The organism is Enterobacter sp. Lyrl_3 (assembly GCF_051948675.1).
In the GTDB taxonomy this organism is placed as follows: domain Bacteria; phylum Pseudomonadota; class Gammaproteobacteria; order Enterobacterales; family Enterobacteriaceae; genus Enterobacter; species Enterobacter cloacae.
Genome location: NZ_JAYJLI010000012.1, coordinates 61,313 through 85,795 on the forward strand (window position 1 = coordinate 61,313; position 24,483 = coordinate 85,795).

Here is a 24,483-nt window from a genome sequence, read left to right on the forward strand (position 1 = left end):
GAAGCATGGCAACACGTATTGAATTTCACAAGCATGGTGGCCCTGACGTACTCAACGCGGTGGAGTTTACCCCCGCCGCGCCTGGCGAAAATGAAGTGCAGGTTGAAAATAAAGCCATCGGCATTAACTACATCGATACCTATATTCGCGGCGGTCTTTATCCACCGCCGTCACTGCCGAGCGGTCTGGGTACCGAAGCGGCGGGCGTGGTCAGCAAAGTGGGCAGCGCCGTTAAGCATGTTAAAGAAGGCGATCGCGTGGTGTATGCGCAATCGGCGCTGGGCGCTTACAGCTCCGTACACAACGTTCCGGCTGACAAAGTTGCCCTCCTGCCCAATGCCATTTCGTTTGAACAGGCCGCGGCCTCCTTCCTGAAAGGGCTGACGGTCTATTATCTGCTGCGCAAAACCTATGAAATCAAACCCGACGAGCAGTTCCTGTTCCATGCGGCTGCGGGCGGCGTAGGACTCATCGCCTGCCAGTGGGCCAAAGCGTTAGGCGCAAAACTGATCGGCACCGTAGGGAGCGCGCAAAAAGCCCAGCGCGCGCTGCAGGCCGGCGCCTGGCAGGTGATTAACTACCGGGAAGAGAGCATCGTTGAACGCTTAAAAGAGGTAACCGGCGGCAAGAAAGTGCGCGTGGTATATGACTCGGTAGGGAAAGATACCTGGGAAGCGTCTCTGGACTGCCTGCAGCGCCGCGGTCTGATGGTGAGCTTCGGTAACGCGTCAGGCGCGGTGACCGGTGTGAATCTGGGTATTCTGAACCAGAAAGGCTCGCTGTATGTCACTCGTCCATCCCTGCAGGGCTACATCACCAATCGCGAAGAGTTGCTCGAAGCCAGTAACGAACTGTTCTCGCTGATTGCCAGCGGGGTCATCAAAGTGGATGTGGCTGATGCGCAGAAGTACGCGCTAAGCGATGCGCAACGTGCGCATGAGGTGCTGGAGAGCCGGTCAACGCAGGGGTCAAGCCTGTTAATTCCCTGATCCCATAAAAGAAATTGGGCTTCCCTGAGGAAGCCCTTTCTTTTTTTAGTTCGGCTGTATGTAGGGTACAGCTCGATGAATTCTTTAGCGGCAGCCATAGTGACAGATTCGATAAGTAAATCCTATTCCGTTCTAAGCAATGCCGCCGGAAAAGTTGCAGGTATGTGACGAACCCCTCAATACCTTAGTAACGAAAGCGGTTATTACGCTGATAAGTGGGCAGTTTTGGTGATTTAATCGCCCGTATAACCCACACCACCGCAACGGCCAGCAGCAGCCACGGCAGAAGTTTGATCGTCAGGGCAAATAATCCGCCAATAAACATGACCACTGTCGCTACCACAAGCGCTGCCAGAATGCCGAGCAGCGACACGCCGGTGGCTAACAGCATGACAAAAAAGCCAATCACAAAAAGCAGTTCCAACATGGTTCTCTCCCATGAGTTCCCGAATGATGTCGCAATCATTACAAGATCCATGCCAACTCTAACGTGTTGTTATAAAAGCAAAACGCCCCGCAAGGCTGTGCAGGGCGTGGTGAATTTGACGAATTTTTAGCGAGATTTATCGTTTATCTGCAACCAGGCGTAGCGCCTGTTCCAGCACTTCGATATCCGCGCCAGCTTTATGCGCGTTCTCGCTCAGATAGCGACGCCACTGGCGTGCGCCCGGGATCCCCTGGAACAGGCCAAGCATATGACGCGTGATATGGCCAAGGTAAGTGCCGTTACTCAGCTCACGTTCAATGTACGGATACATGGCCCGCACTACGGCAACCGGGTCAGTGTCTGCGCCTTCATCGCCGAAGATCTCGCGATCGACCGTCCTCAGAATACCCGGATTCTGATATGCCTCGCGACCGACCATCACGCCATCCATATGCGCCAGATGTGTTTTGGCCTCGTCGAGCGACTTGATACCACCGTTGATCGACATGGTCAGGTGCGGGAAGTCCCGCTTCAGTTGATGCACACGCGGGTAGTCCAGCGGCGGAATTTCGCGGTTCTCTTTCGGGCTAAGGCCAGAGAGCCAGGCTTTACGCGCATGGATGATAAACATCTCGCACTCGCCCTTTCCGGCAACCGTATTGATGAAATCACACAAGAATTCGTAGCTGTCCTGGTCATCAATACCGATACGGGTCTTCACCGTCACCGGAATGGAGACCACATCACGCATCGCCTTGATGCAGTCCGCTACCAGCTGTGCGTTCCCCATCAGACAGGCGCCGAACATGCCGTTTTGCACGCGATCGGACGGACAGCCAACGTTAAGGTTAATTTCGTCGTAGCCACGTTCTTCAGCCAGCTTCGCACAGTGCGCCAGCGCAGCCGGATCGCTGCCACCCAGCTGCAGGGCAACCGGATGCTCTTCTTCGCTGTACGCCAGATAGTCGCCCTTACCGTGAATAATTGCACCGGTGGTGACCATTTCGGTGTACAGCAGCGTATGGCGGGAGAGCTGGCGCAGGAAATAGCGGCAGTGTCTGTCCGTCCAGTCGAGCATGGGCGCAATGGAGAAACGGTGTGCGGGAAAGGCAGTCTGGTGTTCTGACGACATGGCGAAGTTTTAAGCATCTGGTGGAAAAGGGGCGCTACTATAGCATAAAGAAAAGCCGGAGGCGCAACGCCTCCGGTGCCCTTTAGAACGTCATACTCAACTGCGCCCCTGCGCCCCAGGTTTCATCTTCACCGTAGAGCCCCATCAGGTCGACGTGGACCGTGTTAAACGGTGCAAAACCGACACCACCGGTAAAGACGTTACTGTCATTCCCTTTCATATCGGCACGATAACCCGCCCGCACGGCCAGCCAGCTCAGCGGCGTCACTTCCGCACCCACGCCAACATACTGCGAGGTATCTTCGCTTTTAAAGCCTTTGGTTTCTGTCAGATCGCCATCGGCGGTCAGAGTCACCAGATCGTTGTGCCAGGCGGCACCGGCCGTCACCAGCGGACGGATTTGATAGGTGTCTTTATAGCTCACCACTTCCCCCGTGCGCCCGTTGCGGATGCGAATGTCCTTGGTGTCGATATCGCGCGACATCAGGTTTTGCCCGCTCACCCCGACCGTCCAGTGCTCGCCGAAATCGGCCGCGATACCGGCATCCACGTTAAAGCCGGTATCGTCTTTCCGGTAGCGGCTGTCGTTCCACTTGTTACTGTCGTAATCGTAAATTGAGGTGGTGTAGTTGTAGATCCAGGTTTTCTGCAGTTTTGGCGTGACGCCAAGGGAAACCGGGACGCCACCCAGATCGAACTGACGGGCAATGGCAACACCATAATCGGAGACAATTGCCGCCCGGCCAGACGCCGTAGAGTTAAGGTTTTTCGTGATTTGATCGGTACCGTTTAGCGCCGCATCCAGTGCCACGCCCGCCGCCACCGCATCGCTGTTTTGGATACTGCGCAGGTAATCAATATCTTGCTGATCGATAGAAGAGCTGACGCGCCCGTGGGCATAGCCTTTCGCCATAAAGGCCACGGAGAGCACATCGTTAGGGATACTCACCGCAATCCCCGCGCCTGCCGTAGCGCGTGCGGTTTTGCCTTTGAGATAGTCCAGTTCATCGGCAAGATCTTTTGCCGCTCCCTGGAACTGATTGATTGAGCCCAGCGGGTTGGTAATCACTTCGATGGGGGTCAGGCTATCAACCACATCCTTATAGTGATTGATTTTATCGTTGATGGTATCAATCTCATCCTGAAGATTGTCTTCATCCGTCACCTGCACGCCGACGGACGGTAAAATAACCGTCACATCATCGTCCGGTTTCGCCTTTGCCAACAACGCAGGGTTGATTAACGCCCCGCTGCCATAGCTGCCCGAAGCGACGCCCGTGCCACCCATTGCGTCGCTACGTGATTCTGTCCAGGTATTGGCTGCTCCCGCCTGATTTGCCATAAACAGGGAGACAGCGATGCTAACCACCGAAAATTTTAAATGTTTTTTCACAGTATGCTCGTCTTATTGTCGTTAATAACATCACCCTGTTTGTTATCACCCAAACAGGAACGAACTATTGCTGTGAATAAGTACAAAAAGACCCGCTATTTCCTTAAGTAAAACTCCGGACAGGCCTGTTGTTATTTGTGACGGCCCTCAATATTTATAGAAGAGGAAATTATTTTTTCCCAGGTTTTCCATCGTGCGGCCCAAAGAACTGAGGGGGATGATCAACCCAGCGATCTTCACGCGTGGCGGCATACTCCGGATTAAGCGGATAGTAGATTCGGTTGTGCTTCTTGTTAGCCTCGCCAACAACCAGTAATCGCACCTCTTCTTCGGTGTTATTAATAAAGGTATGGCAGACGCCGGTGCCAGCAGGAAACCCTACGCTGTCGCCGGGTTCTAGCTTCCACAAATAGCCGTTAATCCAGGCTTCCGGATACCCTTCCAGCACATAGATGAACTCTTCTTCGTCGCTTTCCGCGTGGGGATAGGAGGTTCGACGCCCGGGCGGCAAACGCTCGTGGTGAATACCGATTCGCCTGAGCCCCAGGTGACGAGCCAACGGTGCACCGATGGAGAAAAGCTCGTTGCTGTCGGGATAGGTTGAATTATCTGGCTCTTCCACGTCTCGCCAGTGCCGAATACAGTCAGGTTTTTTCATCATTAATTTCCCGGTTTGCGATGGGTCAGGTATAGCACAGCCTGGCGGATCTCGGCGTTTTTACCAGAACATGGTAAAGTGAGGGTTTTCCAGCCTATAACATCCGAGGTGCTAAATGGATAAGTCCACAAAAGAGCTGTTAGCGCAGGCAGAGAAGCTGTGCGCGCAACGCAATGTGCGCCTGACTCCGCAGCGCCTTGAAGTCTTGCGTCTGATGACCCTGCAGCAGGGCGCCATCAGCGCATACGACCTGCTCGACCTGCTGCGCGAAAGCGAGCCACAGGCTAAACCGCCTACGGTCTATCGTGCGCTAGATTTTCTGCTGGAACAAGGGTTTGTACACAAGGTCGAATCAACAAACAGTTATGTGTTGTGTCATCTTTTTGACCAGCCAACCCATACGTCGGCCATGTTTATCTGCGACCGTTGTGGCGTGGTGAAAGAAGAAGGGGCGGAAGGCGTAGAAGATATTATGCATACGCTGGCGGCCAGAATGGGCTTTGCCTTGCGCCATAACGTCATTGAAGCACACGGATTATGCTCTGCGTGTGTAGAAGTGGAGGCCTGCCGGCATCAGGACGCGTGCCACCATGACCACTCTATCCTCGTAAAGAAAAAGCCGCGTTAACAGCCAAAACAAAGGCGGCCCATGGCCGCCCTCAGGGAGTACTTCCTTGTACTGTCGGGTATCACACGGTTACCAACGGTAGTCGTTGCGTTTTTCCCAGTCGCCGACCTCTTTTTCCGCCTGGTCTTTCTCGTAACCGTAGCGTTCCTGAATTTTACCGACAAGCTGATCGCGTTTACCTTCGATGACCGTCATATCGTCATCCGTCAGCTTACCCCACTGTTCTTTCGCTTTACCTTTGAACTGCTTCCAGTTGCCGCCGATTTCGTCTTTATTCATCATCGTGTCCTCTTAGTTAAGCGTCGGGTCGTAACGTCCGTTACGTTCTTTTCTGCTGGACGTGATAATAATTGTAGTTAAGGATTCGGCAGTTGATTTCATATTCGGAATCTTTAACCGTCACGATATATCGTTGCGGGAAGGAAGCCAGGTATTGTTTTGCCAGTGCCGGTGCCAGATAAAGCCCAGTGACAGGCCTCGCAACGCGAGAAAGACCGCCAGGGAGAGCCATAAACCATGGTTACCCAGCCAGGGGAGCGTGAGCAGCGTCAGGGCAAAACCAGCCGCCGCCACCGCCATACTGTTACGCATCTCCGCTCCTCGCGTCGCGCCGATAAACATACCGTCCAGCAGATAGCACCAGACCCCCACCACCGGCAAAATGACCTGCCAGATGAGGTAATGGCTTGCCAGCTCGCGCAGTGCAGGAAGGGAGGTGAGTAACGCAATAATCTGTTCGCCAAACCAGGCGTAAATCAGCGCGAACGCCAGCGCCACCAGCCCCGACTGCCGACAGGCCGCCCGCCAGACATCCCGCAACTGACCACTCTCACGTGCGCCGTATGCCTGGCCGGAATGCGCTTCCACAGCATAGGCAAAGCCATCCAGTGCATAGGCGGTAAAGGTCAGCAGCGTCATCAGAACGGCATTCACCGCGACGATATCTGGCCCAAGCCGGGCGCCAAAGACCGTCAGTGCGCCGAAACAGAGCTGCAGCAGCAATGAGCGCAGCATAATGTCGCGATTAAGCGCCAGCAGGGTGCGGATATTGCCTCGCCATGCACTCTTGAGCAGTGTAACGGAGATCCCGCGCATGACCAGCACCCGCCAGACCATCCACAGACCAAGGATAAACGTCCCGTATTCGGCAATCGCCGTCGCCAGTGCCGCACCCTGCACGTTCATGTGCAGGCCCATCACCAGCCAGAGATCGAGCACGATGTTGAGGAGGTTGCCTACCACCAACAGGATTACGGGCGCGCGGGCATACTGCACGCCGAGTAACCACCCCAACAGAACCAGATTGGCCAGCGACGCGGGCGCGCTGAGCCAGCGAATTTCCAGGAAGCGTCGTGCCTGCTCCAGTACCGCCTCGCTGCCGCCAACGACATGCAGCGCCAGATCAATCAGTGGGGTACGTAATATAGCGATTAACGCGCCTGCCCCAAGCGCCAGAATTAACGGCTGAACCAGCGCACGCGCCAGACGCAAAGGATCTTTAGCACCGTACGCCTGCGCCGTAAGCCCGGTGGTACTCATGCGCAAAAAGAGCAGGAGCATAAAAAGGAAGCTGGTCGCCGTCGCGCCAATCGCCACGCCGCCCAGATAGATGGGTGAATCAAGGTGACCAATAACTGCCGTATCCACCAGCCCCAGCAGAGGAACGGTGATATTGGAAAAAATCATCGGCAGTGCAAGACGCCACAATGCCTTATCGGATGCCGTAAGCAGTGACATGAAAAAATACCGGGAGTGGATAAGGAATCAGGCCACGGCAGATCCGTAGCCTGTCAGGATGAGATTACAGCCATTCTCCGTTGCGAATGACCCCTACCGCCAGCCCCTCGATAGAGAAGTTTTGTTCGCGGAGGTCTACCACAATGGGGGAAAACTCGTTGTTTTCCGGCAGCAGCTGAACCGTATTACCTTGCTTTTTCAGGCGTTTAACGGTGACTTCATCATCGATGCGCGCCACCACAACCTGGCCGTTACGCACGTCTTGCGTTTTATGCACCGCAAGCAGATCGCCGTCAAGAATACCGATGTCTTTCATGGACATACCGCTTACGCGCAGCAGGAAATCCGCGCTCGGCTTGAACATGCCGGGATCAACCTGGTAGTGGCCTTCAATATGCTGTTGCGCCAGCAGAGGTTCACCTGCCGCGACGCGCCCCACCAGCGGAATACCCGTCTCTTCTTCCACCAGCAGGCGGATACCGCGTGAAGCACCCGATACAATCTCAATTACGCCTTTACGCGCCAGCGCTTTCAGGTGTTCCTCGGCAGCGTTCGGAGAACGGAAGCCCAGACGCTGCGCGATTTCCGCACGCGTGGGTGGCATACCCGTCTGGCCGATATGATCCCGAATGAGATCAAACACCTCTTGCTGCCTGGTCGTTAACGCTTTCATTCCGCCCCCTGGGTGTATATACAGTTATGCTGTGAGTATATACAGTCAAAGGCGATTTTGGAACCAAAAACTGCACAAAAAACCAGGGACTTAATTATTCCTCGAGGCTCATCGGAAATGTGACCAAAGCAGCATGACCCAGGTGATGACCGCAGTGATAATCGCCAGCAACACGGCAGCAGAGCCCATGTCTTTTGCCCGGCCAGAAAGTTCGTGGAAATCAGAGCCAATACGGTCCACAACGGCCTCAATAGCGCTATTAATAATTTCCACTATCATCACCAACAGCACGGAGCCGATCAGAAGCACGCGGGTAATGGCATCAACATCAAGGAAACAGGCGATAATCACCGCGACAATCGCGGCGACACCCTCCTGGCGAAACGCGGCTTCGTTGACCCAAGCGGCGCGAAAACCTTTCCAGGAATAGCCAGCAGCTTTAATGATACGGGTTAACCCAGTGGTATTATTGGCCATTAAAAGAACCTTTTATTTGAAATAGCGTCAATAACAGGAGGCGCAACGTGTTGCGCTGTAGCCTGAAGTATGACGGGTAACAACAGTAATTTCGCGCGCTTTCTGTTATCCTTGCGCCGCAATTGCATTATTAACCAGAGGCTTTACATCGTTTATGTCTGGCTGGCCACGAATTTACTACAAATTACTTAATTTACCATTAAGCGTCCTGGTAAAAAGTAAGTCTATCCCAGCAGAACCCGCGCTGGAATTGGGGCTCGATACGTCGCGCCCTATTATGTATGTTTTGCCTTATAACTCGAAGGCAGACTTGCTGACGCTTCGCGCCCAGTGTCTGGCGCATGATTTACCTGACCCGCTTGAACCGTTAGAAGTCGACGGTACGCTGTTGCCGCGATACGTGTTCATTCACGGTGGGCCACGCGTGTTTACCTATTACACGCCAAAAGAAGAGTCCATTAAGCTGTTCCACGACTATCTCGACCTGCATCGCAGCAATCCCGATCTGGATGTGCAGATGGTGCCGGTGTCGGTGATGTTTGGTCGTCGTCCGGGCCGCGAAAAAGGGGAAGAGAACCCACCGTTACGCATGCTTAATGGCATCCAGAAATTCTTCGCCGTCTCCTGGCTGGGGCGCGACAGCTTTGTGCGCTTCTCCCCTTCCGTCTCGCTACGCCGGATGGCCGACGAGCACGGCACCGATAAGATCATCGCGCAAAAACTGGCGCGCGTGGCGCGCATGCATTTCGCTCGTCAGCGTCTGGCCGCCGTTGGCCCTCGCCTTCCGGCGCGTCAGGATCTCTTCAACAAGCTGCTGGCTTCCAAAGCGATCGCCCGTGCTGTTGAAGACGAAGCGCGCAGTAAAAAGATTTCTCATGAAAAAGCACAGCAGAACGCCATTGCGCTGATGGAAGAGATTGCCGCGAACTTCTCCTATGAGATGATCCGTCTTTCTGACCGCATCCTGGGCTTTACATGGAACCGCCTCTATCAGGGCATTAACGTCCATAACGCCGAGCGCGTTCGCCAACTGGCGCATGACGGGCATGAAATTGTTTATGTGCCCTGCCACCGCAGCCACATGGACTACCTGCTCCTCTCGTATGTGCTCTATCACCAGGGGCTGGTGCCACCGCACATCGCAGCCGGTATCAACCTGAACTTCTGGCCAGCAGGCCCGATTTTCCGCCGCCTGGGAGCGTTCTTCATTCGTCGTACCTTTAAGGGCAACAAGCTCTACTCCACCGTATTCCGTGAATATCTGGGCGAGCTGTTCAGCCGCGGTTATTCCGTTGAGTACTTCGTGGAGGGGGGTCGTTCACGAACCGGCCGTCTGCTGGATCCGAAAACCGGCACGCTGTCGATGACCATCCAGGCGATGCTGCGCGGCGGCACTCGCCCCATCACGCTGGTGCCCATTTACATTGGCTATGAGCACGTCATGGAAGTGGGAACTTACGCCAAAGAGCTGCGCGGGGCGACTAAAGAGAAAGAGAGCCTGCCGCAGATGCTGCGCGGGCTGAGCAAGCTACGCAATCTTGGTCAGGGCTACGTAAACTTCGGCGAGCCGATGCCGTTGATGACGTATCTGAACAACCATGTTCCCGATTGGCGCGAGTCTATCGATCCTATCGAAGCGGTGCGTCCAGCCTGGCTGACGCCAACGGTTAACGGTATCGCGGCTGAGCTGATGGTGCGTATTAACAACGCCGGTGCCGCAAACGCCATGAACCTGTGCTGTACGGCGCTGCTGGCGTCACGTCAACGCTCCCTGACCCGTGAACAGCTTACGGAGCAGCTGGATTGCTATCTTGACCTGATGCGCAACGTTCCCTACTCGGTGGATTCAACGACGCCTGCCAGCACGGCGAGCGAGCTGATCGACCATGCGCTGCAGATGAACAAGTTTGAAGTCGAGAAAGATACGATTGGCGACATCATCATTCTCCCGCGCGAGCAGGCGGTGCTGATGACCTACTATCGTAACAATATCGCGCATATGCTGATGCTGCCGTCGCTGATGGCGGCGATCATTACCCAGCATCGCCGTATTTCTCGTCAGGAGCTGCTGCGTCATGTAGAGACGCTTTATCCGATGCTGAAAGCAGAGCTGTTCCTGCGCTGGAGCAAGGATGAACTGGCGATTGAGCTGGATAAAATGACCGAGGAGCTGCGTCGTCAGGGGCTGATTACCGTTGTTAACGACGAGCTGCATATCAATCCGTCACGCTCCCGCACGCTGCAACTGCTGGCGGCGGGTGCGCGTGAAACGCTGCAGCGCTACGCTATCACCTTCTGGCTGCTGAGCGCGAACCCCTCCATTAACCGCGGTACGCTGGAGAAAGAGAGCCGGACGCTGGCACAGCGCCTGTCCGTTCTGCACGGCATCAACGCCCCGGAATTCTTCGACAAAGCGGTCTTCAGTTCACTGGTACTGACGCTGCGTGATGAAGGGTTCATTAGCGACACGGGCGATGCCGAGCCGGAAGAGACGCTGAAGGTGTATCAGATGCTGGCAGAGCTGATTACCTCCGACGTGCGTTTGACGATTGAGAGTGCGACGCAGGGCGAGTGATGTGAAAAAGCCGGGTGGCGGCTTCGCCTTACCCGGCTCACAATCTGACGCTTCATATCATGCAGGCCCGGTAAGCTTCAGCGTCACCGGGCTTTTTTTCAGCCAAAATAGCTCATCGCCAGCCCCAGGAACAGCACCAGGCCCACGTAGTTATTATTCATAAACGCTTTAAAACAGGCGTCACGCTCACGCTTTGCGATCAGCTTTTGCTGATAAGCAAACAGCAGACCCGCCACCAGCACTGACCAGTAAAACTCCCAGTTGAGCCCGTTCAGGCGACCAATCGCCACCATCAGCGCCAGCACGGCGACCTGCAGGATACCGATAATCAGCTTGTCGTGACGACCAAACAGAATGGCGGTCGATTTAATGCCAATTTTCAGATCGTCATCGCGGTCGACCATCGCATATTGCGTGTCATAAGCCACGGCCCAGAGAATGTTCGCCAGGAACATCAGCCAGCAGCTCAGCGGTACCGACTCGCTGACCGCCGCAAACGCCATCGGGATCGACCAGCCAAACGCCGCGCCGAGCACCACCTGCGGCAGATGGGTATAGCGTTTCATAAACGGATAGACCCATGCCAGCGCGAGGGCCGCAACGGAAAGCAGGATGGTCATGGTGTTGAGGGTTAACACCAGCAGGAAGGAGAGCAGCACCAGCACGATAAACAGCACGCGGGCCTCTTTCTCTGTGACCTGCCCGCTGGGTAACGGACGATTGGCTGTCCGTTTCACATGTCCGTCGAATTTACGATCGGCGTAGTCATTGACCACACAGCCCGCCGCACGCATCAGCCAGACACCGGCCACAAACACGCCCAGGATCCACAGCGGTGGAACGCCCGGCGTCGCCACCCATAGCGCCCATAATGTCGGCCACAACAGCAGTAGCGCGCCGATGGGTTTATCGGTACGCATTAAGCGGTGATAGGCCAGCAGCTTGTTCTGCGTCAGGCTCCACTCCATTTTTTTCTTCCTCTCAGTACAACGGCGATGCCGGTAAAAAAAGCTCCGTCAGTATTAACGGTTTACCGCTCAGGCGAAGACGGGAACGACGTCCCCACAGTTCGGCATCGCGTCCAATTTCAATAAAATCACGGGTAAGTTCAGACGAGGTAAAAAGATACCGCCCGAGCGGGGTATTTCCCAGCCGTTGCAGTGCCAGCTCAGGCCCGGAAAGGGTGGATTCAGGCACCACGGTTCGTCCGGCGAGCCACGGCTCACCATCCGCGCAGAGCAGAATTTCACGCAACCAGTAGCGTTCTTCTTTTGGTAACAGCGGCAGCTCACTGGCAATGTCAGCGGAGGTGACAAACCCTTCCTGAATCATCGTCACCGTAACCGTCTTGCCCTGTTGCTCAAAACGTTTAGTCATGGAATCTTCCAGCAGCAACCAGTCAAGCTGCTGCGGGTCAAGCGCAGGTATTTGGTCGAAATAGCGCAGCGAACGCAGTTGCGTTAGCGCAGGGTGTGACATGCCGGACTCTCCGATACATAACGTAATGGCATTGTATCGCAGAAAAGCGCATTGAGGGCGGTCAAACGTTATTTAGCGATCACTATCGCAACAATGGTGCAACAGCGTGAGCGGCACGAAAAAAAGTGCGCCCACTCAGGCGCACTAAACTACTAACAAATCAGCACTGTGGGGAAACGGTTACCCCTTGCCTTTTACACTGCTGATAAAGGTGGAACGGGCAGTGGTTGAACCTAAACGTTCGGCTTCATCAAGCAGTTTCAGCGCTTTATCGACATCGCCGCGCTTCACCGCCTGCTTAATGGCGTTGTTGAAGTATTCTTCGGTGTCGTTCAGTACCGGCTCAGCTTTCTTCGCCGGAGCTGGGGCTGCGGTCGCGGCTGCCGTAGCCGCTGGCGCGGTATAAACAGGTGCAGCGGTATTCCCCACAGTCACCGGACCAGGACCAGACGAGCCAAACAGTGGGCCAACGAGTACGCTGGAAGCGCTGTTGGTGGAAACTTTCAGTTTGACCAGGCCATCAGTGGTATGGCGGGCAAGCGGATCCGGAATATCCGGGACAGAGTTACCGGTGCCTTTGGCATAAGCTTTCGCCGGGTCAACCAGCTTTGTTGTCTGCTGCAAATCTTTCTCTGTTGTGAATACCAGCACGTAAATCTTTTGCTGACCCAGAGCAGGCGTCAGGCGCATAACGCCTTCCAGGCGGTCCGCACTCATCACGCCCGGTTCCTGATAGCTAAAATAGTCGCTCGGGAAGAACGCCGATGGCGTCATGTTTTGATCGAGGATCAAGACGTTTGGCGCAAACACACTGGTCTGTTTGTTCACTTCGCTGGTCAGCGTCAGGGTCAATTCACCAATGTTCGCCGGTACGCTATAAGCCGCAACGGGGCCAGAAATTCCCGGCACGTTCAGTTGTTGGCCACCCATAGAGAGCTGAGTCGACTGCGTTTTGGATTGATCAACCGGCGTCCATGTCAGTTGCTGGAGTGCCGCTGCCGGGATAGCGGGCGCAGCACTGGTATTTTGTGGCACGAAATTCACGTCTGCAAAGGAGACGGCCGGAACACAGGCTAACAGCCCCGCAGAGAGGCACAGCGCGACGAGACTTTTCTTCATTTTCATTGTTATTACCTCTGATAGCGTGAGCACTGCGGTGGCCAGGCAATAGCGCGCAGCACCCTAAGGAGAGAGGGGCTTGCGCCCCTCTTTTCAGGTCATTACGTCAGGTCTAACGAATTACCACCAGATTTCCATCTGGGCGCCGAAGGTCCACTCATCGTTGTCGCCACGGCTGAAGGTTTTCGCAGAGGTGTCACTGTAAGCCACACCGGAGGTGTAGCCAGTGTCGCTGTTGTTTGCGTAACCCCATTTCTCATCCCACTTCGCGTAGGTTGCGAAGACACGGATAGCCGGACGGGACCAGATGCTGTCGCCTGCCTGCCATTGCTGTGCCAGGGTGATTTTGTACTGGCTGTTCTTCTCGTCAGTTCTCTGAGATTTGACGTTGTCGTAGCCCACTTCAAGCAGGGTGCTCATGATTGGCGTCCATTTGAACATCGGACGAACACCCACGGTCCACCACTCGGTACCGTTGTTGTTGTCACGATCGATGTTCTGGTACATACCGACGTACATCAGGTCCCAACGGTCTGCCAGGGTGATTGCACCGTGGTCCAGCACACGCCACATGGAGCCATCGTTATCAACGCTACCGCCCTGTGGAATACCTTTGCCGTTAGAGGTCATGGAATCCGTACCGTACTGCAGTACGAACTTGTTGAAGCCCTTCATCATGCTCTGGGTGTGTTCAGCAGTGAATAACCAGCCATCTTTAGAAGCGCCAGGCTGCAGGTAGTAGTCGTCAGGAATGTTGGTGTGACCATAGTCAACGCCCAGCTCCAGCGTACCGCCCGGGTTAGTTTCCAGACCGGCTAAACGCACGTCGAAGACGTCGTTAGGTACAACGTTGTCATAAACACGGTCGCCGTTGGCATCACGATCGGCGAAGGTTGCAGAACCGCCTGATTCAGAAGAGCGAGTAGCTGCCAGAGAGAGTTTACCAAAGCCCAGATCGATGTTTTCAATACCGGCACCAGGACCTGAGATGTCCCAGTAGTAGAAGTCGATCATGTGAACGTCATGACGCTGATAGAAGCGCTTACCGGCCCAGATGGTGGAGCCTGGCAGCCACTCAATCAGGTTTTTACCCTGCACGTTAGCTTCACGGAAGGCCGGGCTGGTGGATTCCCAGTCGTTCTGCTGAGAAACGGAATACGCTACGTTAGTGTCGAAATAGAAGCTCTTGTCGCCCTCTTTCCACACTTCCTGGCCCAGTTTCAGCTCAGCGTACGTCTCACATTCGTTACCGAGACGGTATTTACTTTGAGCACCGGTTGCCTGGAAACATTGTTGTTCACCGCCACTCCCGGTCCAGCCAATGCCGGAACGAGCATAACCTTTAAAGTCTACAGCGCCTGCCTGGGCAGACATAATGCCTGCCGCAATGGCGAGTGCCAGAGGGACTTTGCGCAGAGTAATCATCATTCTATCTCCTGAGATCATTGCTTTTCTTTGAACACTTGACCTGTCGGTTTCGTGTCTTCTTTTGGGATTGCTTAAACGCCTGGCTCTTTGTGCAGCCGACGACATGCAGTGCCATCCTCGCGGAACAGATGGCAACGCTCTGGCGGCAAACCGATAGCGAATGTGGCACCCTCTTCTACCAACACCACGTCATTCTGGCGGTAGACCAGGTTCTGACGGATGGCGGGGATCTGGATATGAATCTGTGTTTCGTGACCAAGTTGTTCGACGACCTGAACTTCACCTTCCAGCGTCACATCGGCGATGTGGCTCGGCAGTAAATGTTCAGGACGAATACCGAGGGACATGTTGGCCCCCACCTGTACGTTGGCGCTGTCGACCGGCAGCCAGACTTGCTGACGGTTTGGCAACTCCACCTGTACCTGTTCAATGGCTGTCGCCGTGACTTTGACGGGCAGGAAGTTCATCTTTGGCGAGCCAATAAAGCCCGCAACAAAGCGGTCTGCCGGATAGTGATACAGCTCCAGCGGTTTACCCACCTGTGCCACGCGGCCTGCGTCCAGCACCACAATTTTGTCGGCCAGCGTCATCGCTTCGACCTGATCGTGGGTGACGTAAATCATCGTGCGGCCAAGACGTTTATGCAGACGGGAGATTTCGATACGCATCTGGACGCGCAGCGCGGCATCCAGGTTAGAAAGTGGTTCATCCAGCAGGAAGACGCGTGGTTCGGCAACCAGCGTACGGCCAATCGCGACGCGCTGACGCTGACCACCGGAAAGCGCCTTCGGTTTACGCTCCAGCAGGTGTGCCAGCTGTAACACTTCCGCCACCTGCGTGACGCGCTGGTTAATTACCTCTTTTTTCGCCCCCGCCAGCTTCAGGCCAAAGGACATGTTCTCGGCGACGGAGAGATGGGGATAAAGTGCATAAGACTGGAACACCATGCCAACGCCACGTTCGGCAGGCGGAATGTCGTTCATTCGGGTATCACCAATCAGCAAATCACCGCTGGTGATGGTTTCAAGACCGGCAATCATACGCAGCAGAGTTGATTTACCGCAGCCAGATGGGCCAACAAACACCACGAATTCACCTTCGTGGATGTCGAGATTGATGTCTTTTGACACCACTACGTCGCCCCAGGCTTTCGTTACATTACGCAGCTGTACGCTCGCCATGCCCTTCTCCCTTCGTTACAACCTGTCACCGACAGAAACATTCAAGATAAGTTCACTATGGGGTATCCATTACTTTCGCGAATCCTCCACCCCCCGGCTTTTTTATGGGGGAGGAGGCGGGAGGATGAGAGAGCAGGCTCTGCGACCGCAGCTGGCGGGCTGAGGCGAAATTCGTGACCCCACCTGCAAAATTCAGCGTGTTTTTATGTGCGCCAGCACTCATAACTTAAATTTATGCAACACAGATCACACAAACCGGGGGTGGGGCGTAGGGGTTGGGAGGATGGAAAGAGGATGTCAAATAAGGAGACTGAGTGACGTTGAACCACCTTATGTATCCACGAGCACATCACCAAAAAAGGATGGCAGATATGAAGATCAAGACTGGCGCACGCGTTTTCGCATTGTCCGCCCTTGCAGCAATGATGATTTCCGCACCGGCTCTCGCCAAAATTGAAGAAGGTAAGCTGGTTATCTGGATTAACGGCGACAAAGGCTATAACGGCCTGGCCGAAGTGGGTAAAAAATTCGAAAAAGACACCGGTATCAAAGTCACCGTAGAACACCCGGACAAGCTGGAAGAGAAATTCCCGCAGGTTGCGGCAACCGGTGACGGCCCGGACATCATCTTCTGGGCGCATGACCGTTTCGGGGGTTATGCACAATCCGGCCTGCTGGCGGAAGTCACGCCTGATAAAGCCTTCCAGGACAAACTGTTCCCGTTCACCTGGGACGCCGTTCGCTATAACGGCAAGCTGATCGCTTATCCCATTGCAGTGGAAGCCCTGTCTCTGATTTATAACAAAGACCTGGTGCCTAACCCGCCGAAAACCTGGGAAGAGATCCCGAAACTGGATAAAGAGCTGAAAGCGAAAGGTAAGAGCGCGCTGATGTTCAACCTGCAGGAGCCGTACTTCACCTGGCCGCTGATTGCTGCCGATGGCGGTTACGCGTTCAAGTTTGAAAACGGCAAATATGACGTCAAAGACGTGGGCGTGGACAACGCGGGTGCGAAAGCGGGTCTGACCTTCCTGGTCGATCTGATCAAGAACAAACACATGAACGCGGATACCGATTACTCCATCGCGGAAGCGGCGTTCAACAAAGGCGAAACCGCGATGACCATCAACGGTCCGTGGGCCTGGACCAACATCGACAAGAGCAAAATCAACTATGGCGTGACGCTGCTGCCAACCTTCAACGGCAAGCCGTCTAAACCGTTTGTTGGCGTGCTGAGCGCAGGTATCAACGCCGCCAGCCCGAACAAAGAGCTGGCGAAAGAGTTCCTCGAAAACTACCTGCTGACCGATCAGGGTCTGGATGAAGTGAACAAGGACAAACCGCTGGGTGCCGTTGCGCTGAAATCCTTCCAGGATCAGCTGGCGAAAGACCCACGCATCGCGGCAACCATGGATAACGCCCAGAAAGGCGAAATCATGCCGAACATCCCACAGATGGCCGCGTTCTGGTATGCCACCCGTACTGCGGTGATTAACGCCGCAAGCGGTCGTCAGACTGTCGATGCCGCGCTGAAAGATGCGCAGGGTCGTATTACTAAGTAATGCCGTAGTCCCCTCTCCCTCTGGGAGAGGGTTAGGGTGAGGGTTGTCGCTATCCGCACGCCCTCACCCCCAGGAGAGGGAGAAAAGATCAAACGTTGTAGAGGAAGAACCCCATGGATGTCATTAAAAAGAAACATTGGTGGCAAAGCGACGTGCTGAAGTGGTCAGCGATCGGTCTGCTCTGTCTGCTGGTGGGTTACCTTGTTGTTTTAATGTACGTACAAGGGGAATATCTGTTCGCCATCATGACGCTGATTTTAAGCTCTGCTGGCCTGTATATTTTCGCCAACCGTAAGGCATATGCCTGGCGTTATGTCTATCCGGGCGTGGCCGGGATGGGGCTGTTTGTCCTGTTCCCGCTGATCTGTACTATCGCTATCGCATTCACTAACTACAGCAGCACCAACCAGCTCGCGCAAGAGCGCGCCACTCAGGTGCTTCTGGACCGTTCTTATCAGGCAGGAAAGACCTTCAACTTTGGTTTGTATCCTGCGGGCGACGAATGGAAATTAGCACTGACTGACGGCGAGAGCGGCAAAACCTATATTTCCGATGCTTTCAAATTTGGCGGCGAGCAGAAGCTGGCCTTAAAAGAGGCCCCTGCCCTGCCGGAAGGCGAACGCGCTAACCTGCGTATCATTACCCAGAACCGTCAGGCGCTGACTCAGCTCACCGCCGTGCTGCCGGACGAAAGCAAAGTGACCATGAGCTCGCTGCGCCAGTTCTCCGGCACGCAGCCACTCTATACCCTGGCGGATGACGGCACGCTGACGAATAACCAGAGCGGCGTGAAGTACCGTCCGAACAACGATATTGGTTTCTATCAGTCTGTAAACGCCGACGGCAGCTGGGGCGATGACAAACTCAGCCCGGGCTATACCGTGACTATCGGCTGGGACAACTTTACCCGCGTGTTTACCGACGAAGGGATCCAGAAGCCGTTCTTTGCTATCTTCGTCTGGACGGTGGTCTTCTCCGTATTGACGGTACTCCTGACCGTTGCCGTGGGTATGGTGCTGGCCTGCCTCGTGCAGTGGGAAGCCCTGAAAGGCAAAGCGATCTACCGCGTGCTGCTGATCCTGCCGTATGCCGTACCGTCGTTTATCTCAATTCTGATTTTCAAAGGGCTGTTTAACCAGAGCTTCGGTGAAATCAACATGATGCTGAGCGCGCTGTTCGGCATCAAACCGGCCTGGTTCAGCGACCCGACCACCGCCCGTTCGATGATTATCATCGTCAACACCTGGCTGGGTTATCCGTACATGATGATCCTGTGCATGGGCCTGCTGAAGGCTATCCCGGACGACCTGTATGAAGCCTCGGCAATGGATGGCGCGGGTCCGTTCCAGAACTTCTTTAAGATTACGCTGCCGCTGCTCATCAAGCCGCTGACTCCGCTGATGATTGCCAGCTTTGCCTTCAACTTTAACAACTTCGTGCTGATTCAGCTGTTGACCAACGGTGGCCCGGATCGTCTCGGTACCACCACGCCAGCCGGCTATACCGACCTGCTCGTGAGCTACACCTATCGCATCGCCTTTGAAGGCGGCGGCGGTCAGGACTTTGGTCTGGCGGCAGCGATTGCCACCCTGATCTTCCTGCTGGTTGGCGCGCTGGCGATAGTGAACCTGAAAGCCACACGTATGAAATTTGACTAAGGAGGGCATCGATCATGGCTATGGTACAACCCAAATCTCAGAAACTGCGCCTCCTGGCGACACATTTAGGGCTGCTGATTTTTATTGCGGCGATCATGTTCCCGCTGCTGATGGTCATCGCCATCTCCCTGCGTTCGGGTAACTTCGCTACCGGCAGCCTGATCCCGGACGAAATCTCCTGGGAGCACTGGAAGCTTGCGCTGGGCTTCAGCGTGGAGCATGCCGATGGCCGCGTTACCCCGCCGCCGTTCCCGGTACTGCTGTGGCTCTGGAACTCGGTGAAAGTGGCGACCATCACCGCGATCGGCATCGTGACGCTCTCCACCACCTGTGCGTACGCCTTCGCCCGTATGAAGTTCCCGGGCAAGGCTTCACTGCTGAAAGGGATGCTGATTTTCCAGATGTTCCCGGCGGTGCTCTCTCTGGTGGCGCTGTATGCCTTGTTTGACCGCCTGGGCCAGTATGTGCCGTTTATCGGCCTGAACACCCACGGCGGCGTGATCTTCGCCTATCTTGGCGGTATCGCCCTGCATGTGTGGACCATCAAAGGTTATTTCGAAACCATCGACGGCTCGCTGGAAGAAGCGGCGGCGCTGGATGGCGCGACACCATGGCAGGCGTTCCGTCTGGTTCTGCTGCCGCTGTCGGTGCCTATCCTGGCAGTGGTATTTATCCTGTCGTTTATCGCCGCCATCACCGAAGTGCCGGTCGCGTCTCTGTTACTGCGTGATGTGAATAGTTACACCCTGGCCGTGGGTATGCAGCAATACCTCAACCCGCAAAACTACCTGTGGGGCGACTTTGCCGCGGCGGCCGTACTCTCTGCCATCCCGATTACCGTGGTGTTCCTGCTGGCGCAGCGCTGGCTGGTCAACGGCCTGACGGCGGGCGGTGTGAAAGGTTAAGTTTCATCTGTTATGCCACTGCAACCCTCAACTTTAGACGTATTGTATTAACCCAACTTGTGACTGTTGTTAGGCGCTCTTCGGAGCGCCATTTTTTTATGGGTCAGACACGCACAAAGTCAGTCTCAAAGTTAAAGGTATGCCAGAGATGGCGGGCGCAGGAGTATTCAAACAGCTTGCCGTTATCGAGAAATGCCGTCTGTTCCACCTGTATAAGCGTGGTAGGTTCGGTCAGCTCCAGCCACACCCTTTCCTGCTCGCTGGCGTTTCGCCCGGTGACTTTCATATGTGCGCTATGGACGGTACACCCCAGCTCATGGGTAATGTACGCGTAAATGGAATGCTGAACATGGCTCAGAGCCAGACGAGGAAAGAGCGCGACAGGCATCCAGGTGTACTCCACGATGGAAGGGATCTCCGCTATGACGCGTACCCTGTGGATTTCATGCACCAGTTCACCCTCAGGGATTTGCAATTTTTGCGCGATATCGGCAGAGGCAGGCACGGCGGTATATAACTGCACGCGAGTGGTAAGGGTTTTCCCCTGAGTGGCGCAGCGCTGCGCGGTGCCTATCAGGTGTGAGTTGCTTGCCGCAGAAACCTGGCGCTTAACAAACGAGCCTAGCCCACGCTTGCGCAGCACCAGTCCCTCGCGGACGAGCAAATCCAGCGCTTTGGTGATGGTTAGCTCGCTACATCCAAATTCAACGGCGAGCCTTGCCCCTTCGGGCAATTTTTTGTCGGGAGCATAGATGCCCACCATAATGCGCCGCCGCACTTCATGGTAGATCTCCATATACTTAGGCATAACGCTCTCCGCAAACGGCCCCTTACAGGGCCGACTCAAATTAACGAGACAGGGATGCTGCCATACGCACCCAGGTGTGCCGTCGGCCACGGATAGCGAGGGATAAGGCATTCAGCGCTTCCGGGTCGGCCATGCCTGCCACCCCTGCGTCGCCAAAATTATGCATGTCGCTACCGCAACGTTTACTGGCCAGGCCAATGTCGCGCACCGTAGCACAATCCGCACCTTCCTGACTACTGCTCAGCGTGGTGATGGCAAGCCCTCCCAGCGACTGCACTGCCTGCGCAATGTGGCTGACGCGCCCTTCCGATGCCCCCCGGCATCCGCCTGGTGCCGAAAAGATAGCGCCATCTGCGCCTGCACTGATATAGCCAGCATACTCCTGAGGTTGCGCCAGCCCGGAAGTATAAAATTTCGCGGCCAGAATCAGCTTATCGGTTTGCGCCCTGAGCGCCGCTATCGCCTGACACATACGCCCGGCCGTCACCCCGGGTTTGTCATAGCCGGTCAGGCAGTAAAAATCCGCATGCCGCACTGCCTCCAGATGCGCAGGCAGAAAAGCGCCGGGGCTGGAGAGATCGTCTGCGGGCAGGACTTCAAAATTGACGCCTGTTAAACGCCCCGTCAGGCATTTCACCTGGCTGACAGGATCGGCGCCAAAACGTTCTTCTCCGCCGTTCAATGCGGGCCGCTGAAAATGGATCCCCTTGAGCAGCAGAAGGTCGGCGCCAAACGCGCACAACAATTCCGCATTCGTCACCTCTGCAAACAGCGGGGGCGCCTGCACGGCAATTTCGGCCATAATGACGCGCCCTTCGCTGGCGCTGATGGCATCTCGTAAGCTATCGCCGGTAATGGGGCCACGAAAGTCGCTGGCCCGGCAATTCAGAAGCCGTTTCATCTTTACGCCTCCTCTTCGAGAGAAACGATGGCAGGCGTTGGCTGTTGAAATGCCTTTTGCAAAATGTCGAGATTGGTTAACGCTTCATGCTCGCTGACATAGTTGGCCTTGCCTGAGGAGAGTGTGTCGTAAAGCGCGTCATAAACGCGTCCGTAGTCGCCGGGTACCGCCGGCAGTTCCTCCCGGACAGAACATCCCGCGTCATCAATATACTCCAGCACCGCGCATTCACGATCTTCACCAAACCCTGGGTGCCCAGGCATAATGCCCGCCTTCAGGCTGGTTTCCTGCTGGTCGATACCATAGCGAATAAACGAGCCTCGCGTACCGTGTACCGTGAATCTCGGCGAGGGTATTTTCACCAGATGGCTGGTTTTCACGATCGCGGTCGTCTTCGGGTAATAGAGGTGAACGGTGAAGGCGTCGTCAGGGTTGAGCGGGTTTCTCTGGCGCTGAAGATGGTACCCGACCTGCTGCGGACGCCCCAGCAGGGCGATAATTTGATCGAGCGTATGCACGCCAAGGCCATAAAACGCGCCGTCGAAATAACTGCCGGGACAGGTTTCCGACGCCGGGCGAAAATAGTCAAAATGGCTTTCGATCTCGACAATTTCCCCCAGTTTACCACTCTCAATCGCTTGTTTCATGGTCAAATAACAGCTATCAAAACGTCGGTTTTGAAACGGAGAGACGGTTAAGCCCTTTTCTCTCGCCAGAGCAAACAGCGTTTTCGCTTCTTCTGGGGTGGTTGTAAAAGGTTTCTCGACCAGCACGTTTTTGCCGTGTGCCAGACATAGCCGGGCATACTCAAAATGGCTATCAGGATGGGTGCAGATAACCACCAGCTGAAGCGTATTATCTTCCAGAATATCCTGCAGCCGGGAGGTAAAACAGATGTGTTGATAGTGCGGCTGCGCTTCAACCTCTGGCTTACGCGCAATATCATAAATACGCTTTACGTTGTATTTATCCTTGCGGCATAAAACATAAGGGAGATGATAGCGCGTGGCGCTTTTACCAAAGCCAATATAGGCGCAGTTAATCATACGGATTCCTTTTTAAAGTATGGCAGGGCGGCATGAATTACCTCCGGTCCATCAAGTTTGCTGAAGTGCTGAGGGTCAAGGGGGATCACCGGGCAGTGGTGATTGATATCCTGAAGAATGGTTTCCTGGAGATACGCGATTTGCGGACCCAGCAAAATAAGCTGGGCGTTTTTATATTCATCGACCAGTTTACCTGCATTCACGGCATACACATTGAGCGTACAATTCTGGCTTTCGCAATATTTTCGCATTTTGCTGGCCATCAAAGAGGTCGACATACCTTCATTGCAGGCCAGAATAATGGTTTTCCCATCCAACCGATGAATATCATTGTCCTCCTGCAGCGTTATTTCTGACTCAGAGGCGAGAGTATTAATTATCGTTTCATTGCTGCGTTTGATTAACGAACGCTCATAGGCGGTTAAAAAAGGTAAATAGATTACGACCCCAAGCGCTAATAGCAGGATCTGCAAAATGACATTACGAAAATCACCGCCGGATCCGAGCCAGCCAGAAATAAGCGGAGGCACTGACCAGGGAACGTAGGCAACAATTTTTGAGACCCACCCCCAGGCGGTTGCAAAGTACGCGATCGTAAAATTAATTTGCGGATAAAGGATAAAAGGGATCATCATTAACGGGTTGTAGAGTACCGGGAAACCAAAAATGACCGGCTCGTTAATATTAAAAATGCCTGGGGCAATCACCGTTCTGGAAAAGTTACGGTGGCTGGACATATGGCTTCGAACAAACACTGCCAGCAGCAGGGCCAGCGTGCTCCCGGTTCCTCCCATATGACCATACAGATCGCGAAATGGCAGAACGATAATATGGGGTGGGATCTGCCCGCTGGCAAAGGCGGACATGTTTTCCTGCATCGCTACCAGCAAGGGAGGTTCAAGAATGGGATTAATAATCCCACCCGGATGTATCCCCAACGAAAAGAGAAGATTTGTCAGGGTCGTTAACACCAGAAAACCGGATAAATTAGTCGTTAAATGTACCAGCGGCGCCTGGATGAGATGCTGAATCAGCGTCGGGATTTCAGTATGAAGGAAAAGATTAACGCTAAATGCAACCAGCGCGAAAATAGCGACGGTTAGCATAATTGAAAACATCGACTGGAAGGATTGCACCACCATGGAAGGCACATCATCTCCTAGCCGGATCTGTAATTTTTTATTTTTCGAAATCCATAAAAAAAGATTTGTTGATAACACCGCCGTCAGTATTGCCAGAAAGACACCGCCAGCATTGGTACTGCCATAGGAGACCATCCCGGTAAGCCGAGCCTGCTGACCATCGGCCAGGGTTTGCACGGTTTCAATGGGCATTAATGCATAAAACACCGCCAGCGCAACCATAGCGGGTATGACTGGCGTAGGGTGTTTTTTCTTACTGGCAATATGATACGCAATTAATATCACCAGCATCAGCGATAAAATATTCATTGTTCCGTTAAGAACGCGCTCGCCAATATTGCGTAGCTGTACCAGGGTGTCAGTGGATAACAGACCGCTCAATATGCCTTTCGGATCGAGAAAAACATAATTAAGCATAATGAAGAGTCCAGCCAGGACAAGGAACGGGACAGAAATAATAAAACTGTCCCGTAGACTTCGAAGATGGACTTCTGATGCCAGCTTTTGCGAGACGTCAGTTATCCGCTCCAGTATTGAAGAGTGGGCCATGCAGATCACCTGTCGA

General features: G+C 54.5%; 23 protein-coding genes and 1 pseudogene. 6 read left to right on the forward strand and 18 right to left on the reverse strand.

The annotated features are described in order from the left end of the window. Positions 1-5 precede the first annotated feature (5 nt). Positions 6-989, forward strand: coding sequence for a quinone oxidoreductase (locus VF709_RS18735; protein ID WP_013095062.1), 984 nt, complete (start codon positions 6-8; stop codon positions 987-989). 184 nt (positions 990-1,173) lie between these two features. Here the strand turns inward: VF709_RS18735 and pspG are convergent, their stop codons facing one another. From pspG to VF709_RS18755, 4 genes are all read right to left on the reverse strand, one after another. Continuing rightward, positions 1,174-1,416, reverse strand: a complete 243-nt coding sequence (pspG, locus tag VF709_RS18740; RefSeq protein ID WP_013095061.1) for an envelope stress response protein PspG — start codon at positions 1,414-1,416, stop codon at positions 1,174-1,176. Between the two features lie 136 nt (positions 1,417-1,552). Next, positions 1,553-2,548, reverse strand: coding sequence for a tRNA dihydrouridine(20/20a) synthase DusA (dusA, locus tag VF709_RS18745; protein ID WP_130627085.1), 996 nt, complete (start codon positions 2,546-2,548; stop codon positions 1,553-1,555). Positions 2,549-2,630: 82 nt separating this feature from the next. Continuing rightward, positions 2,631-3,890, reverse strand: coding sequence for a conjugal transfer protein TraF (traF, locus tag VF709_RS18750; protein WP_201747483.1), 1,260 nt, complete (start codon positions 3,888-3,890; stop codon positions 2,631-2,633). 220 nt (positions 3,891-4,110) lie between these two features. Beyond that, positions 4,111-4,599 carry a cupin domain-containing protein gene (locus VF709_RS18755; RefSeq protein ID WP_023620296.1) on the reverse strand — a complete coding sequence of 163 codons (489 nt, stop codon included), beginning with the start codon at positions 4,597-4,599 and terminating at the stop codon, positions 4,111-4,113. Between the two features lie 115 nt (positions 4,600-4,714). On the opposite strand from VF709_RS18755, the gene zur reads away from it, so the two are divergent. Beyond that, on the forward strand, positions 4,715-5,227 hold the full coding sequence (gene zur / locus VF709_RS18760) for a zinc uptake transcriptional repressor Zur (protein ID WP_013095057.1): 513 nt from the start codon (positions 4,715-4,717) through the stop codon (positions 5,225-5,227). Between the two features lie 69 nt (positions 5,228-5,296). On the opposite strand, the gene VF709_RS18765 is transcribed toward zur, so the two are convergent. The 5 genes and pseudogenes from VF709_RS18765 to VF709_RS18785 form a co-directional block, all read right to left on the reverse strand. Continuing rightward, positions 5,297-5,506: a CsbD family protein gene (locus VF709_RS18765; RefSeq protein WP_020686626.1), complete on the reverse strand. Its 210-nt coding sequence runs from the start codon at positions 5,504-5,506 to the stop codon at positions 5,297-5,299. A gap of 49 nt (positions 5,507-5,555) precedes the next feature. Next, positions 5,556-5,630: pseudogene (locus tag VF709_RS18770) on the reverse strand (hypothetical protein); the annotation flags it as partial. After that, positions 5,627-6,964: an MATE family efflux transporter DinF gene (gene dinF / locus VF709_RS18775; protein ID WP_130627086.1), complete on the reverse strand. Its 1,338-nt coding sequence runs from the start codon at positions 6,962-6,964 to the stop codon at positions 5,627-5,629. The gene dinF and the pseudogene VF709_RS18770, both read right to left, overlap by 4 nt. Before the next feature lie 64 nt (positions 6,965-7,028). Continuing rightward, the gene (gene lexA / locus VF709_RS18780) at positions 7,029-7,637 is read right to left on the reverse strand and encodes a transcriptional repressor LexA (RefSeq protein ID WP_013095053.1); all 609 of its coding nucleotides are present in this window, start codon (positions 7,635-7,637) and stop codon (positions 7,029-7,031) included. Between the two features lie 108 nt (positions 7,638-7,745). After that, entirely contained in the window at positions 7,746-8,114 is a 369-nt protein-coding gene (locus VF709_RS18785; protein WP_149896886.1) for a diacylglycerol kinase, read from the reverse strand. Positions 8,115-8,268: 154 nt separating this feature from the next. Between VF709_RS18785 and plsB the strand changes: the two genes are divergently transcribed. Next, entirely contained in the window at positions 8,269-10,689 is a 2,421-nt protein-coding gene (plsB, locus tag VF709_RS18790) for a glycerol-3-phosphate 1-O-acyltransferase PlsB (RefSeq protein ID WP_013095051.1), read from the forward strand. 98 nt (positions 10,690-10,787) lie between these two features. On the opposite strand, the gene ubiA is transcribed toward plsB, so the two are convergent. From ubiA to malK, 5 genes are all read right to left on the reverse strand, one after another. After that, positions 10,788-11,657, reverse strand: coding sequence for a 4-hydroxybenzoate octaprenyltransferase (ubiA, locus tag VF709_RS18795; protein ID WP_013095050.1), 870 nt, complete (start codon positions 11,655-11,657; stop codon positions 10,788-10,790). A 13-nt stretch (positions 11,658-11,670) separates the two neighbouring features. Then, positions 11,671-12,168, reverse strand: coding sequence for a chorismate lyase (gene ubiC, locus VF709_RS18800; RefSeq protein WP_013095049.1), 498 nt, complete (start codon positions 12,166-12,168; stop codon positions 11,671-11,673). A gap of 180 nt (positions 12,169-12,348) precedes the next feature. After that, complete coding sequence (malM, locus tag VF709_RS18805; RefSeq protein ID WP_023622494.1) at positions 12,349-13,293, reverse strand: maltose operon protein MalM; 945 nt, start codon at positions 13,291-13,293, stop codon at positions 12,349-12,351. A 114-nt stretch (positions 13,294-13,407) separates the two neighbouring features. Further along, the gene (locus VF709_RS18810; protein ID WP_013095047.1) at positions 13,408-14,715 is read right to left on the reverse strand and encodes a maltoporin; all 1,308 of its coding nucleotides are present in this window, start codon (positions 14,713-14,715) and stop codon (positions 13,408-13,410) included. A gap of 71 nt (positions 14,716-14,786) precedes the next feature. Further along, positions 14,787-15,896: a maltose/maltodextrin ABC transporter ATP-binding protein MalK gene (gene malK / locus VF709_RS18815; RefSeq protein WP_008500080.1), complete on the reverse strand. Its 1,110-nt coding sequence runs from the start codon at positions 15,894-15,896 to the stop codon at positions 14,787-14,789. Positions 15,897-16,267: 371 nt separating this feature from the next. On the opposite strand from malK, the gene malE reads away from it, so the two are divergent. The 3 genes from malE to malG all read left to right on the forward strand — a co-directional run bounded on the left by malE (position 16,268) and on the right by malG (position 20,021). Beyond that, complete coding sequence (gene malE, locus VF709_RS18820) at positions 16,268-17,458, forward strand: maltose/maltodextrin ABC transporter substrate-binding protein MalE (protein ID WP_014830274.1); 1,191 nt, start codon at positions 16,268-16,270, stop codon at positions 17,456-17,458. A 113-nt stretch (positions 17,459-17,571) separates the two neighbouring features. Then, on the forward strand, positions 17,572-19,116 hold the full coding sequence (malF, locus tag VF709_RS18825) for a maltose ABC transporter permease MalF (protein WP_020686620.1): 1,545 nt from the start codon (positions 17,572-17,574) through the stop codon (positions 19,114-19,116). Positions 19,117-19,130: 14 nt separating this feature from the next. Continuing rightward, positions 19,131-20,021: a maltose ABC transporter permease MalG gene (gene malG / locus VF709_RS18830; RefSeq protein ID WP_013095043.1), complete on the forward strand. Its 891-nt coding sequence runs from the start codon at positions 19,131-19,133 to the stop codon at positions 20,019-20,021. 103 nt (positions 20,022-20,124) lie between these two features. On the opposite strand, the gene VF709_RS18835 is transcribed toward malG, so the two are convergent. From VF709_RS18835 to VF709_RS18850, 4 genes are read right to left on the reverse strand one after another with little or no spacing between them, the layout of a single operon-like run. After that, entirely contained in the window at positions 20,125-20,829 is a 705-nt protein-coding gene (locus VF709_RS18835; protein WP_062856587.1) for a GntR family transcriptional regulator, read from the reverse strand. Positions 20,830-20,869: 40 nt separating this feature from the next. After that, positions 20,870-21,730: a DUF7916 family protein gene (locus VF709_RS18840; protein WP_045294813.1), complete on the reverse strand. Its 861-nt coding sequence runs from the start codon at positions 21,728-21,730 to the stop codon at positions 20,870-20,872. 2 nt (positions 21,731-21,732) lie between these two features. Next, positions 21,733-22,776, reverse strand: a complete 1,044-nt coding sequence (locus VF709_RS18845; RefSeq protein ID WP_040023628.1) for an oxidoreductase — start codon at positions 22,774-22,776, stop codon at positions 21,733-21,735. Next, entirely contained in the window at positions 22,773-24,467 is a 1,695-nt protein-coding gene (locus VF709_RS18850) for a PTS transporter subunit EIIC (RefSeq protein WP_013095039.1), read from the reverse strand. The genes VF709_RS18845 and VF709_RS18850 overlap by 4 nt, the downstream gene beginning before the upstream one ends. Positions 24,468-24,483: the final 16 nt, after the last annotated feature.

What these genes read in the sequence shown, in the direction of transcription:
- VF709_RS18810 (WP_013095047.1), bottom strand. Translation starts at nt 14,715, where the DNA reads ATGATGATTACTCTGCGCAAAGTCCCTCTGGCACTCGCCATTGCGGCA.
- malM (WP_023622494.1), bottom strand. Translation starts at nt 13,293, where the DNA reads ATGAAAATGAAGAAAAGTCTCGTCGCGCTGTGCCTCTCTGCGGGGCTG.
- VF709_RS18835 (WP_062856587.1), bottom strand. Translation starts at nt 20,829, where the DNA reads ATGCCTAAGTATATGGAGATCTACCATGAAGTGCGGCGGCGCATTATG.
- VF709_RS18735 (WP_013095062.1), top strand. Translation starts at nt 6, where the DNA reads ATGGCAACACGTATTGAATTTCACAAGCATGGTGGCCCTGACGTACTC.
- malE (WP_014830274.1), top strand. Translation starts at nt 16,268, where the DNA reads ATGAAGATCAAGACTGGCGCACGCGTTTTCGCATTGTCCGCCCTTGCA.
- VF709_RS18845 (WP_040023628.1), bottom strand. Translation starts at nt 22,776, where the DNA reads ATGATTAACTGCGCCTATATTGGCTTTGGTAAAAGCGCCACGCGCTAT.
- traF (WP_201747483.1), bottom strand. Translation starts at nt 3,890, where the DNA reads ATGGCAAATCAGGCGGGAGCAGCCAATACCTGGACAGAATCACGTAGC.
- dinF (WP_130627086.1), bottom strand. Translation starts at nt 6,964, where the DNA reads ATGTCACTGCTTACGGCATCCGATAAGGCATTGTGGCGTCTTGCACTG.
- plsB (WP_013095051.1), top strand. Translation starts at nt 8,269, where the DNA reads ATGTCTGGCTGGCCACGAATTTACTACAAATTACTTAATTTACCATTA.
- lexA (WP_013095053.1), bottom strand. Translation starts at nt 7,637, where the DNA reads ATGAAAGCGTTAACGACCAGGCAGCAAGAGGTGTTTGATCTCATTCGG.
- ubiA (WP_013095050.1), bottom strand. Translation starts at nt 11,657, where the DNA reads ATGGAGTGGAGCCTGACGCAGAACAAGCTGCTGGCCTATCACCGCTTA.
- zur (WP_013095057.1), top strand. Translation starts at nt 4,715, where the DNA reads ATGGATAAGTCCACAAAAGAGCTGTTAGCGCAGGCAGAGAAGCTGTGC.
- malK (WP_008500080.1), bottom strand. Translation starts at nt 15,896, where the DNA reads ATGGCGAGCGTACAGCTGCGTAATGTAACGAAAGCCTGGGGCGACGTA.
- VF709_RS18850 (WP_013095039.1), bottom strand. Translation starts at nt 24,467, where the DNA reads ATGGCCCACTCTTCAATACTGGAGCGGATAACTGACGTCTCGCAAAAG.
- VF709_RS18755 (WP_023620296.1), bottom strand. Translation starts at nt 4,599, where the DNA reads ATGAAAAAACCTGACTGTATTCGGCACTGGCGAGACGTGGAAGAGCCA.
- dusA (WP_130627085.1), bottom strand. Translation starts at nt 2,548, where the DNA reads ATGTCGTCAGAACACCAGACTGCCTTTCCCGCACACCGTTTCTCCATT.
- VF709_RS18765 (WP_020686626.1), bottom strand. Translation starts at nt 5,506, where the DNA reads ATGAATAAAGACGAAATCGGCGGCAACTGGAAGCAGTTCAAAGGTAAA.
- VF709_RS18785 (WP_149896886.1), bottom strand. Translation starts at nt 8,114, where the DNA reads ATGGCCAATAATACCACTGGGTTAACCCGTATCATTAAAGCTGCTGGC.
- ubiC (WP_013095049.1), bottom strand. Translation starts at nt 12,168, where the DNA reads ATGTCACACCCTGCGCTAACGCAACTGCGTTCGCTGCGCTATTTCGAC.
- malF (WP_020686620.1), top strand. Translation starts at nt 17,572, where the DNA reads ATGGATGTCATTAAAAAGAAACATTGGTGGCAAAGCGACGTGCTGAAG.
- pspG (WP_013095061.1), bottom strand. Translation starts at nt 1,416, where the DNA reads ATGTTGGAACTGCTTTTTGTGATTGGCTTTTTTGTCATGCTGTTAGCC.
- malG (WP_013095043.1), top strand. Translation starts at nt 19,131, where the DNA reads ATGGCTATGGTACAACCCAAATCTCAGAAACTGCGCCTCCTGGCGACA.
- VF709_RS18840 (WP_045294813.1), bottom strand. Translation starts at nt 21,730, where the DNA reads ATGAAACGGCTTCTGAATTGCCGGGCCAGCGACTTTCGTGGCCCCATT.